We start from the raw sequence: 11,737 nt of genomic DNA, 5'->3' as shown, positions 1-11,737 counted from the left end.
CCACCACACGTTTTGGTTTGAACGCATCTCCCAAATTAATTGTTAACAGGCCCTAAAATAGCGGTGCAAATAAAATATAAATATAAATCGTATTACGGCAATGGCGCGATTCTTGCGTGAACGTATACGGAGGAGACAGGCAGTCATGAATTTGCGGCGACTTAAGTATTTTGTGAAAATTGTGGATATCGGTAGCCTGACGCAGGCCGCCGAGATACTCCATATCGCTCAACCGGCTCTCAGTCAGCAATTGGCGGTGCTGGAGGGCGAGTTTCGGCAACAACTTCTGGTGCGGACCAAGCGCGGGGTAACGCCAACCGAGGCGGGGATCACGCTCTACCGCCATGCGCAGATTATTTTGCGCCAGATAGAGCAGGCGCAAAACGATGTCAAACATTCCAGCCAGACGCTTTGCGGAGAAGTCTCGGTCGGACTGGCGCCGGGTACGGCAGCGTCGACGCTATCCTTGCCCTTGCTGCAGACGGTAAGAGCGCGGCATCCCGATATCCTGTTGTACATCAATGAAAACTTTGGCTCCATGCTGAGCGAACTGATCATGAACGGTCGCATGGATATGGCGGTGTTGTACGGCGAGAAATCGTTTCATGGCCTCTCTTATCAGTTGCTGATTAAAGAAGAACTGTTTTTGGTTGCTCCATCCAACATGTATCTGCCGGAAGGGGAAATCGCCTTGGCGGAATTGCACGATGTGGAGTTGTTATTGCCGCGTCCGTACAACTACGTGCGCAAATATGTCAATGAAGCGTTCACGCACGCGCAAATGAAACCACGGGTGGTGGCCGAGATCGAATCTGCCGCTACGCTTACGGCTGCGCTGGCCGCCAGTCTCGGCGCGACCATTTTGCCGGATTCGGCGGCGCGCGTGATCGCCGGGCCGAGCGGCGCCCGGCTATACCGGATTGTCGATCCGGTCATCGAAATGCCGCTTTCACTGTGTGTTTCAGACCATTTGCCAATGTCCGATCCAGCCAGGGCGGTCAGGGATATCCTGCTTGAACTGGTTGGCGATCTGGCGCGCAACATCGGCTTGCCCACTGCCGCCGAGTTGTAAGAACCTGTTTGCGCACCTGCACGGTCGACAAGGCCGGGAAGCATGCGCCGGCCAGCCCTAGGCCGGCGCCCCCTATCCATAAGGGTTGCCTATTGTGGCAGAGCGAACTCGTCTTGGCCTTAGCTGCCTCGCGGTCATACTATTAAGCCTCTCCCAACGCCGCAGCAAGGAACGCCGTGAACCCATTGCATTGCCGCCCGCATCCGGCGCACTACGCCGGCACCCGGCAGTTCGGCTGCCGGCAGCGCCAATAGAAGGCTGCGCCCGCATCAACCGTGCGGCCACGGCGCTGCGCTGAAGCGCCCCCGCGACAACACCCACCCAAGGATAACCATGACCGCGTACAAAGCCCTCCGCAAGAACCCCTCGGCTGCTCAGGCCGACCCGCAGATCCTTGCCGCACTGCGCGACATCCCTGTGTCCGCACTCAGCGACAACATGCATCGCAACATTGGCAGCGTGGGGCTGCAGCCCTACCAACGCGCTGGCACGCAGACGATGGCCGGCACGGCTGTCACGGCGCGCTCGCGCGGCGGCGACAACCTGACGTTTCTGCGCGCCCTTGAGTTCTGCCGTCCGGGCGACGTGCTGGTGATCGATGCCGGCGGTGACCTCAATAATGCGGTGGTCGGCGGTATTCTGTCGTTCTATACCGCCAGCATAGGGCTCGCCGGCGTGGTGATCGATGGTGCGATCCGCGACGTGGCAGAGATTCGCGCGAGAGATTTTCCGGTGTACGCCCGCGGCGTCACCCACCGCGGCCCGTACAAGGACGGTCCCGGTGAAATCAACGTGCCGGTGTGCGTCGGCGGCATGGTGGTCAACCCCGGCGACATCATCGTCGGTGATCAGGACGGCCTACTGGCCATCCCGCAGGACGGCGTCGGGGAATTGATCGAAAAGGCTCGCGCCGTCCTGGCCACGGAAGCGGAAACCATCCGCGCGATGAAGGAAGGACGCTGGAACCGCGCTTTCATCGATGCGCTGGAAGCGCGCTGCGCCAACTGAGCATCCAACCACGATAGAACCATAAGGCTGCCTTATCCCACCAAAGCCAATCCCTCTTGGCGGGAATTTTCGGTCGCATATATATTGGCGATATGTTCAAGAATATCCCCCAAAAGTCAGACGGATGCTTACTCTGCCGGCAACAACATGATTGGTCGGCCGTGAATAACGTTGATAAGGCTTAGGCCATTAGATGGATCTAAAAAAAATCAAGTCTCTCATCGATCTGGTATCGAATACCCGCCTATCCGAACTGGAGCTTATCGAAAATGAGGAACGGATACGGCTGGAAAAAAGGGGGGCAGGACGGCGCGAGCCAGGCTTCATCGCGGCGTCTGAAGCGCGCTATCTCGACGCTCCGATAGCACCAGTATCTACGCCGGAACCGCTATTGCCGCAAACACCGGCGCCCGCACCTTCGCTCCATCTTCAGAAAGCACCCATGCATGGCGTGCTGCATCTGACGCCGTCGCCCGGTGAGCCGACCTTCGTCAAGGTTGGCGACGACGTGCGGGAGGGGCAAGTGCTGTGCGTGATCGAAGCCATGAAAATGTTTAATACGATTGAAGCCGAGTGTGCAGGAAAAATTTCCGCCATCCTTGCGGAGGCAGGAAAGGAAGTGGAAGTTGGACAAGCATTGTTCCGAATCGAATGACGGCATCGACTGTCTCATGTGCCAACACCTGCGCCAACACCTTAATCCCGATGCCGCCGCCGCAGCCATTGTCACCGTCGCAGCGCGTGCGGCTTTTACCTTTTTCGGAAAATGTCATGTTTGACAAGGTACTCATCGCCAATCGCGGCGAGATCGCGCTGAGAATCCAGCGCGCTTGCCGCCAGTTGGGAATCAAAACGGTCGCCATTCATTCAGAAGCGGACCGGCAAGCCAGATACGTCGAATTGGCGGATCAGGCTCTGTGCGTAGGCCCTGCGCAACCGGGGCTCAGCTATCTGAATCGCTCGGCGATACTTCTTGCGGCAGAAATGAGCGGCGCGCAAGCCATTCATCCGGGCTACGGTTTCTTATCTGAAAACGCCGAGTTTGCCGAATCTGTCGAAGCGGCCGGGCTGACTTTCATCGGCCCGACATCCGCATCCATCCGTACGATGGGTGACAAGGTTGCCGCCAAGCGTGCGATGCGTGAAGCCGGCGTGCCGTGTGTGCCCGGTCCCGACGGCGGCCTGCCCGAAGATGCCGCGGAGATTCTGGAAATCGGCCGCAGCGTCGGCTATCCGGTCATCGTCAAGGCCGCCGGCGGCGGCGGCGGTCGCGGCATGCGCGTTGTCAAAACCGAGCCGGAACTGCTGGACGCGATCTCTGTCACGCGTGAAGAAGCGCGCCGCGCCTTCGGCAAACCCGAGCTGTACATCGAGAAATTCCTTGAGCACCCGCGTCATGTCGAGATCCAGGTTCTATGCGATACCCACGGCAACGCGCTGTGGCTGGGAGCGCGCGACTGCTCGATGCAACGCCGCCACCAGAAAGTGCTGGAAGAAGCGCCTGCGCCCGGCATTCCGGAGGCGCTGATTCGAGAAGTCGGCGAGCGCTGCGTCGCGGCCTGCAAACAAATCAACTATCGCGGTGCGGGAACCTTTGAGTTCCTGTATGAGGATGGCAGTTTCTACTTCATCGAGATGAACACCCGCTTGCAGGTCGAGCATCCGATCACGGAACTGACATCCGGCGTCGACATCGTGCAGGAGCAGATTCGCATCGCGCGCGGCGAGCCTTTGCGCATCGCACAGGCCGATATCGCGGCAGCCGGGCATGCAATCGAATGCCGCATCAATGCCGAGGATCCTTATACCTTCCTGCCCTCGCCAGGCAAGATTGCAAGATGGGACCTGCCGGGAGGCAATGGCGTGCGCGTGGATACACATGTCACGGCCGGATACGCGGTGCCGCCCTATTACGATTCGCTGATCGCCAAAGTCATCGCACATGGGGCCACGCGCGACGAGGCGCTGGCGCGCATGCGGGTCGCCCTGTCGGAAATGCGAGTCGACGGCATCAGCACCAATATTGCTCTGCATCGCGAAATACTGCTGGACCAGCCGTTCTGTCGCGGCGGTGTCGATATTCACCATCTTGAAAGATGGCTGACCCAGCGCAAAGCGACGCAGAAACAACCCGATTCTGATGGGAACTTACCAGGATGACAACCGACAGTTTGAACGAGCCGCTTAAGATCAGCCTGCTCGGCACGACCGCGATGCTGTTCGAGGCGCCGGGCGTTCTTGATCTGCCTAATCAGCGCCGTATCTGGTCGCTGGCACGTCAGGTTGAAACCTGGCCCGGCATTAAAGAGGCCGTACCCGGCATGAGCAATCTGATGCTCATTTTCGCTACGCCGCCGGCGGACATCGCATCGCTCGAAGCGGCAGTGCGAGAAGCCTGGGATGCGGCGCAGGAATTGACAATCGAAGGCAATCTGATCGAGTTGCCGGTCGTCTATGGCGGTGCTCTGGGCCCGCACCTGGGTGACGTGGTTGCCCACACCGGCCTTTCAGCAGACGACGTCGTGCAGATACATAGCGCGCCGTTATATACGGTCTACGCACTCGGCAGCCACCCCGGCTATTGCTATCTGGGCGGCATGGACCCGCGCATTGCGGTTCCGCGCAGAAAGGTGCCGGTCTTGAGTTTGCCGGGCGGCTCGGTGTCGATCGGCGGCGTGCAAACCGGCGTTTCCGCCTCCTGCGGCCCGAGCGGATGGAATACCATCGGCGGCACTTCCATGTCGTTCTTCGACCCCTTTCGCGAAAAGCCTGCTGTATTGGCGCCCGGGGATATGATCCGCTTCCGCGTTGAGAGGGTAGTCAAATGATCGAGCTTCTTTCTTCTTCGGCCCTGAGCACGGTTCAGGATATGGGACGCGACGGCTATTTGCGCTTCGGCGTCGGCACATCCGGCGCGATGGATCGCATTGCGCTGGCAGTGGGCAATATTCTCCTTGGCAATGACGAAAATGCCGCAGGAATTGAAATTCCCATTCTGCCGTTCAAAGTGCGCTTTCTGGAAGATATTGCCTTCGCCCTGACCGGTGCGGATTGCTCGGCGCAGCTTGACGATATGCCCATCCCACCGTGGTGGGCCATGCAGGCGCGCAAGCGACAGGTACTATCCTTGCGCGTTCCCGCCAGCGGCGCGAGAGCTTATCTGACGCTGACCGGCGGCGTGGATGTTCCGGTTGTACTCGGATCTCGCAGCACGCAGTTGCGCGGACAATTCGGCGGATTTCAGGGACGGCCGCTGGAAAAAGGAGATGTCATTCGCGCCATCGGAGCGGCAGCATCGGACGCTGCCGCCACCGCAATACCGCCGTGTGGGTTCGGCGCAGAACCTCCGGACTTTGCGCTGCCGCTAACCGACCATGCATTGGAGGAGAAAGTGATAGCGGTACGCGTACTGCCGGCCGGAGAATACGATCGTTACACGGACGATTCCGTGCGCGCGTTTTGGAGCGCCGACTGGAAAATTACGCCCCAAAGCAATCGCTATGGTTACCGGCTGGAAGGGCCGACGATTTCGCCGACAGGAGCTATCGAGAAGCGTTCGCATGGCATTGTGCCGGGCGTTATCCAGGTTCCGCATAGCGGACAGCCGATCATCCAGTTGCGCGATGCCCAGCCGTCCGGCGGCTACCCCAAGATCGGCACCGTGATCGAGGCGGATTTGTGGCGTCTGGGCCAGGCCAGAATCGGCGAGAAGCTCAGGTTCGTCAAAACGACGTACGAGGATGCGGTGGCGGCGCTTGGCTCGATAGACCATTATCTGGGCCGGGTCCGCAATCTGGCCGGTTTGTATCGCAACTTGAGCCGGTGAGCAGCTAAACCAGAAAATGCGCCAAAAAAAGCGTCAGGAAATGCGCGGAGAAACGAGCAGATGAAAATTGAGAAATTGCGGCAGATCACAGCGTGGCTTGAGGCATCGGACATCAACTATTTCGAGTTCACCAACGCAGGCCAGACGGTGCGCCTGACGCTGGCGAGCAATGGCCGTACCCTGGAACAGGCTGTTGCGCCGGTCGAGGAAAGCCCGGTCAGCCCGTCGCACGCCGGCAGTGGCCGCACGGCGGCCGTTGCCGCATCCGTCGGTATCTTCCTTACCACGCATCCGCTGCGCTCCTTACCGTTTACAAAGGTCGGAGACGAGGTAAAAAAAGGCAATGTTCTCGGCCTGCTCAAGATTGGCCAGATATACGCGCCGGTCAGCGCGCCGCTCGACGGCGTTGTAACCGGGATCCTGATGGAACACGAAACGGCAGTCGATTATGGAACACGCTTGATCGAAATCCTGGCGGCCGGGCAAGACTAAATTGAGGAGTGATGCTATGGATATCGATTTGAATGCAGACCTGGGCGAAGGCTTCGGCCCTTACCGGATGGGTGAAGATGAAGCGCTCTTGGAAATCATTTCCTCCGCTAATGTCGCCTGCGGTTACCATGCCGGTGATCCGGTCATCATGGACCGGACTGTCCGTCTTGCCCTGGCGCGCGGGATCGAAGTCGGCGCGCACGTGGGATTTCCCGATCTGATGGGATTTGGCCGCCGTCAAATGCAGATAGATCCCTCCGAAGTCAGCAAATATGTGCTGTACCAGCTCGGCGCGCTGGCCGGCATTGCCAAGGCCGCAGGCCACCGCGTTACGCATATGAGCTTTCATGGCGCACTCGGGAATATGGCGGCCGCCGATTACCAGCTCGCGGAGCCGCTGGTGCGCGCCGTCGCCGAGTTCGACCCCACGCTCATCATCGGCGTCTCCACGAATACGCAAATCGAACGTGCCGCCGAAAAGATCGGCGTCAGATTCGCCAATACCTTCCTTGCCGACCGTGCGTACGACGACGAGGGTGCGTTGGTTTCACGCAAGATCGCCGGTTCGGTCATCAAGGACCGCGACGCCGTATTGCAACGCGTGAAACAACTTCTCGAAGACGGCAATGTCACGACCATCACGGGAAAAAAACTCAACATCAAGGTGCATTCGATACTGCTGCACGGCGATACGCCCGGCGCGGTTGAACTGGCGCGGACTATCCGCGGCGCGATTCAGGCGGTGAATGGCCGCATCGTGCCGCTGTCGCGGCTGGTCTGAAAATGGCTTAGCCATAAGCACACCTTATCCCTCCAAACCCAATCCGTCTTGGCGGCATTTTCTGGCGCCATATATATTGGTCCATATAGCTGCTAGCCCCACGAGCCAGTAACCGACATTCACGTAAGAGGAAATTTATGCCATTTTCAGACTATAAAACCGCGTTGGTAACCGGTGCTTCGACAGGCATGGGTGCGGCGATCGTGGAGCGCTTTTGCCGTGAAGGACTGGAAGTGCACGCACTGGCCCGCAGCGCCGGTCCGCTCAAGGAACTGGCCGAGCGTACCGGTTGCATTCCGCATGTGCTTGATGTGCGTGATCTCGATGCCATCACCAAACTCACGCAGGAAGTTCAGTTCGATATCCTGGTCAATAACGCGGGCATTTCTACTCCGGGTTCGATTCTCAACGCAAGCGTCAACGACGTCGATTCGCAAGTGGAAGTGAATCTGCAAGCCGTGCTGCATCTGGTGCGTCTGACCATGCCTGGCATGGTCGAGCGTGACCGCGGGCATATCGTCAATATCACTTCGATTGCTGCAATCTATAACTTCAATGGCAACTCCATCTATCACGCGACCAAGGCAGGGGTACATGCTTTGTCTCGTCAGTTACGCGTTGATGCCACCGGCAAACGCGTGCGCGTCACGGAAATCTGCCCGGGCCGCGTAGCAACGGATATCTTTGGCCATGTCAGCGGCAACATCGAGGAGGGCCGGCGCAAATTCATTGACGGCTTCGAACTGCCGCAAGCCTCCGACATTGCCGACGCCATTGCTTTTGCTATTTCCGCGCCGATTGCGGTGAATATCGGCAATATCGAAATCATGCCGACTTTGCAGGTCTGCGGCGGCTTGACGACGATTAAGCCGGAACCGGCCTGATCTGCCCTAATGCGCGTAAATAGACCGGTGAAGTACGACGGCGACAGTATTGTTAACAGTTAAAAATAAGTATAAGCAGGAGACTTACCATGCATCAATCCATATTGGTTACTCGCGCCACTTTTCCCGATATTGTCGAGCGTCTGCGCGGATATTTCGACGTCAGCTATAACGGCGACGACACCATCTGGACCCAGCCGGAACTGATCGAACGCTTGCAAGGCAAGACCGGCGCCGTCACTTGCGGCAACGACCGTATCGACGCCACCTTGCTCGATGCCTGCCCGCAACTGAAAGCGATATGCAATATCGGTGTCGGATACAACAATGTCGATGTCGCGGCTTGCACTGCGCGCAGCGTGCTGCTCACCAATACCCCGGACGTACTGACCGAGACGACTGCCGATTTCGGCTTTGCGCTGATGATGGCAACAGCCCGACGCATCACCGAATCAGAACATTTTTTACGATGCGGCGGCTGGAAGATAACCGGCCGTTTCGACATGTTTGTCGGCCCCGACGTACATGGCACGACATTGGGTATTCTCGGCATGGGCCGGATCGGCCGGGCGATTGCCTGCCGCGGCGCTTTCGGCTTCGGAATGCGCGTGATTTATCACAACCGTTCGCAACTGGCGCCGGCGGTCGAAGCGGAATGCCATGCGCAATATGTGGACAAGGCCACACTATTGCGCGAGGCGGATCACCTGATCATTGTCGTGCCCTACTCGCCCAGTTCGCATCATGCGGTTGGCGCTGCCGAACTGGCCCAGATGAAGCCCACCGCAACTCTGACCAACATCGCACGCGGCGGCGTGGTGGACGACGTTGCCTTGGCGCGGGCATTGCAAAATAAGCAGATAGCCGCGGCTGGCCTGGACGTATTCGAGGGCGAACCGCAGGTCAGTCCCGAACTGCTGGCGGTATCAAATGTGGTTCTGACGCCGCATATCGGCAGTGCCTCGATCAATACCCGCCATGCAATGGGGATGTTGGCGGCGAATAATCTGATTGCCGCACTTGATTGCGGCGAGCAGGCCGGAAAGCCGCTTACCCCAGTCAATCCTGAAGTGCTGACATTGCCTTCCTGGAAATCCAAATCATAAGACGGCATCCCTCTGTCGCGCTTGACGGGGTGGCACGCTGACGGAAGCTTGCCGAGCGCCGGACGCACTCGGCCTGATTAACTGAAGACGCCATTTTTCATCAGGCAATCCGAGCACTACATTGGTGCGAATTGTGTCCTGAACCATGGAAAAGATCACCTGTATGGGGATTTGTTTCCAGACTGAAGGTGTATTTGCACCACCATTTCAGAAACTTATCGTCCCAGATGAAAAGCGTCTTTTCTTATATTTTTTATCCCGCGTATTCTTTCCTGCGTGAACTGATGTATTCAAAGGAATCGCATTTTCAGCCGTTGTTGAATTGAGGGAGAAGGATCATTAACCAGCACATTAATTTCTCGGTGATCTTGCAAGGCCAGTATGCCGGGATTCTTATCAAGGGCATCGAGTTGACGTTCGAGCTGGCGCTGTTTTCCTGGATACTCGCATTCGTGCTGGGAGTGGTGCTTGCGACCATCCGCATGACGAACAATCGCATTGCCAAAGGCTTGGTCTCGGCATTTGTCGCTTATCACCGCAACGTACCCATGCTGGTTCAGATCATGATGTGGTACTTCGCGCTGCCGTCCTTATTGCCGCAAGCAACGCAAATGTGGATCAATCAGTACAACGGCGAGTTTCTGTTTTCCGTGATCGCGATCGGCTTGTGCATGGCGGCCTATATTTCGGAAGACATCAGAAGCGGCTTGCGGGGGATTCCTCATGGACAGTTCGAAGCATCGCGAGCGCTGGGATTAAGTTATATCCGCAGCATGTGGTACGTCATTCTGCCGCAGGCAATGCGGATCGCGATTCCGCCGCTGGTCAATCACACCGTGTTGCTATTCAAAAACTCCAGTCTGGCGATGGCAATCGGCGTTGCCGAGCTGACGTATGCCACGCGCCAAGTGGAAAATTACACTTTCCGGACTTTTGAATCTTATATGGTAGCCAGCGTGTTTTATTTGCTGCTCTCGCTCGTCATCATGGCAGCAGGTGCATTGCTGACTCGACACTATCGTATTCCGGGGAGCAGATAAATCATGTTTCAGATCTTAGCCGATAACTGGCAACTGTTCCTGATCGGGCAATATCCGCATGGTCCGCTAGGCGGGCTGTCGGTCACCCTGATTCTTTCGCTATTAGGACTGGGTTTGGCATTTCCCGTGAGTATCCTGCTGGCATTGGCGAGGATCAGTCCAATGGCGGTGTTTCGCATGCCCGCCACCGTGCTGGTATACGTGGTGCGCGGCATTCCGCTGCTCATGGTGATTTTCTGGACTTATTTTTTTCTGCCCTTGCTGATCGGGCGGACGATTACCGGTTTCACAACCATGCTGTGCACACTGGTGATCTATCAGAGCGCTTATCTATCGGAAGTGATACGGGCCGGTATCGAGGCGTTGCCGCGCGGGCAGATCGAAGCTTCGCGGGCGCTCGGCTTAAGTTATTTCAAGACCATCCGCCACGTCATTCTGCCGCAAGCCTTGTATAACATGACGCCGAGCATGGTCAGCCAATTCGTCTCGACCATCAAAGAGACCTCGCTTGGCTATGTGATCAATGTACCGGAAATGACGTTTGCCGCCAATCAGGTGAATAACCAGCTGCTGACCAAGCCGTTGCCGGTTTTCATGATCCTGGCCCTGACTTACTTTATCGTCTGCTTTTCATTCACGCAATTTGCCGATTATCTGGAGCGGCGCATCACACATAAACGCCGTGGTGGAAAACGCGTAGCGAATGCGGTCCCCAATATCGACAAATTGCCGCAGATTTCCATGGCGGGCTCTTCCGAGGAACAAGCATGATTATTTTTTCCGATGTGAATAAATGGTACGGCAGCTATCACGCGCTGGTGGATGTCAATGCAGAGGTCAAGAAAGGTCAGGTAGTCGTGGTATGCGGCCCTTCCGGTTCGGGCAAGTCGACCTTGATCCGCACTGTCAACCGGCTCGAAGATATTCAGAAGGGACAGATCGCATTCGATCGTCAGGATGTCAATGCGCCCGGTATCGATCTGAATCGCTTTCGCAGCCGGATCGGTTTTGTATTTCAGCAATTCAATTTGTTTCCGCATCTGTCGGTGCTGGAAAATATCATTTTGTCGCCGATGCGGGTTTCGGGACTCAAGCGCAGCGACGCCAAGGCCAAGGCGCTTGGCTTGCTTGAACGGGTTGGTTTGTCGAATAAGGCCGATGCGTATCCGGGGCAATTGTCGGGCGGCCAGCAGCAGCGCGTTGCCATTGCGCGTGCGCTGGCAATGGATCCACCGGTCATGTTGTTTGACGAACCGACCAGTGCGCTCGACCCTGAAATGGTCGGTGAAGTGCTGTCTGTCATGAAGAGCCTGGCGCGGGACGGCATGACCATGATGTGTGTCACGCATGAAATGGGATTTGCCAGAGAGGTTGCTGATCTGGTGTGGTTTATGGATGCCGGCACAATTCTGGAGAAAGCCACGCCAGAGGAGTTTTTTGCTCGGCCGCAACATCCGCGCGCGCAGCGTTTTCTTTCTGATTTGCGTTCACATTAACCATCGTACCTAGTGGACTGTAACAGTCCACC

13 protein-coding genes are annotated in these 11,737 nt (G+C 57.3%); all 13 read left to right on the top strand.

The features are described 5' to 3' along the window. Positions 1-145 precede the first annotated feature (145 nt). The 13 genes from nac to KHU33_RS15930 all read left to right on the top strand — a co-directional run bounded on the left by nac (position 146) and on the right by KHU33_RS15930 (position 11,705). Positions 146-1,072 carry a nitrogen assimilation transcriptional regulator NAC gene (gene nac / locus KHU33_RS15990; RefSeq protein ID WP_211464673.1) on the top strand — a complete coding sequence of 309 codons (927 nt, stop codon included), beginning with the start codon at positions 146-148 and terminating at the stop codon, positions 1,070-1,072. A 333-nt stretch (positions 1,073-1,405) separates the two neighbouring features. Beyond that, on the top strand, positions 1,406-2,080 hold the full coding sequence (locus KHU33_RS15985) for an RraA family protein (protein WP_211464671.1): 675 nt from the start codon (positions 1,406-1,408) through the stop codon (positions 2,078-2,080). 193 nt (positions 2,081-2,273) lie between these two features. Then, positions 2,274-2,735, top strand: coding sequence for an acetyl-CoA carboxylase biotin carboxyl carrier protein (accB, locus tag KHU33_RS15980; protein ID WP_211464669.1), 462 nt, complete (start codon positions 2,274-2,276; stop codon positions 2,733-2,735). A gap of 116 nt (positions 2,736-2,851) precedes the next feature. After that, positions 2,852-4,240, top strand: coding sequence for an acetyl-CoA carboxylase biotin carboxylase subunit (gene accC, locus KHU33_RS15975; RefSeq protein WP_211464667.1), 1,389 nt, complete (start codon positions 2,852-2,854; stop codon positions 4,238-4,240). Next, the gene (pxpB, locus tag KHU33_RS15970; RefSeq protein ID WP_211464665.1) at positions 4,237-4,908 is read left to right on the top strand and encodes a 5-oxoprolinase subunit PxpB; all 672 of its coding nucleotides are present in this window, start codon (positions 4,237-4,239) and stop codon (positions 4,906-4,908) included. The genes accC and pxpB overlap by 4 nt, the downstream gene beginning before the upstream one ends. After that, on the top strand, positions 4,905-5,906 hold the full coding sequence (locus KHU33_RS15965; protein WP_211464663.1) for a 5-oxoprolinase subunit C family protein: 1,002 nt from the start codon (positions 4,905-4,907) through the stop codon (positions 5,904-5,906). The genes pxpB and KHU33_RS15965 overlap by 4 nt, the downstream gene beginning before the upstream one ends. A gap of 60 nt (positions 5,907-5,966) precedes the next feature. After that, positions 5,967-6,398: an acetyl-CoA carboxylase biotin carboxyl carrier protein gene (locus KHU33_RS15960; protein ID WP_211464661.1), complete on the top strand. Its 432-nt coding sequence runs from the start codon at positions 5,967-5,969 to the stop codon at positions 6,396-6,398. A gap of 16 nt (positions 6,399-6,414) precedes the next feature. Further along, positions 6,415-7,179 (top strand): LamB/YcsF family protein, encoded by a 765-nt coding sequence (locus KHU33_RS15955; RefSeq protein ID WP_211464659.1) that lies wholly within the window; start codon positions 6,415-6,417, stop codon positions 7,177-7,179. A 137-nt stretch (positions 7,180-7,316) separates the two neighbouring features. Continuing rightward, positions 7,317-8,063, top strand: coding sequence for an SDR family oxidoreductase (locus KHU33_RS15950; protein ID WP_211464657.1), 747 nt, complete (start codon positions 7,317-7,319; stop codon positions 8,061-8,063). A gap of 89 nt (positions 8,064-8,152) precedes the next feature. Further along, positions 8,153-9,169 (top strand): 2-hydroxyacid dehydrogenase, encoded by a 1,017-nt coding sequence (locus KHU33_RS15945; protein WP_211464655.1) that lies wholly within the window; start codon positions 8,153-8,155, stop codon positions 9,167-9,169. A 338-nt stretch (positions 9,170-9,507) separates the two neighbouring features. Then, complete coding sequence (locus tag KHU33_RS15940; RefSeq protein WP_211464679.1) at positions 9,508-10,209, top strand: amino acid ABC transporter permease; 702 nt, start codon at positions 9,508-9,510, stop codon at positions 10,207-10,209. A gap of 3 nt (positions 10,210-10,212) precedes the next feature. Then, entirely contained in the window at positions 10,213-10,980 is a 768-nt protein-coding gene (locus KHU33_RS15935) for an amino acid ABC transporter permease (RefSeq protein ID WP_211464653.1), read from the top strand. Further along, the gene (locus KHU33_RS15930; RefSeq protein ID WP_211464651.1) at positions 10,977-11,705 is read left to right on the top strand and encodes an amino acid ABC transporter ATP-binding protein; all 729 of its coding nucleotides are present in this window, start codon (positions 10,977-10,979) and stop codon (positions 11,703-11,705) included. The genes KHU33_RS15935 and KHU33_RS15930 overlap by 4 nt, the downstream gene beginning before the upstream one ends. Positions 11,706-11,737 lie beyond the last annotated feature (32 nt).

Origin of the sequence: Collimonas silvisoli, from assembly GCF_018305005.1 — a bacterium.
Taxonomy (GTDB): Bacteria; Pseudomonadota; Gammaproteobacteria; order Burkholderiales; family Burkholderiaceae_D; genus Collimonas; species Collimonas silvisoli.
This window is presented reverse-complemented; position numbering and strand designations above follow the sequence as displayed.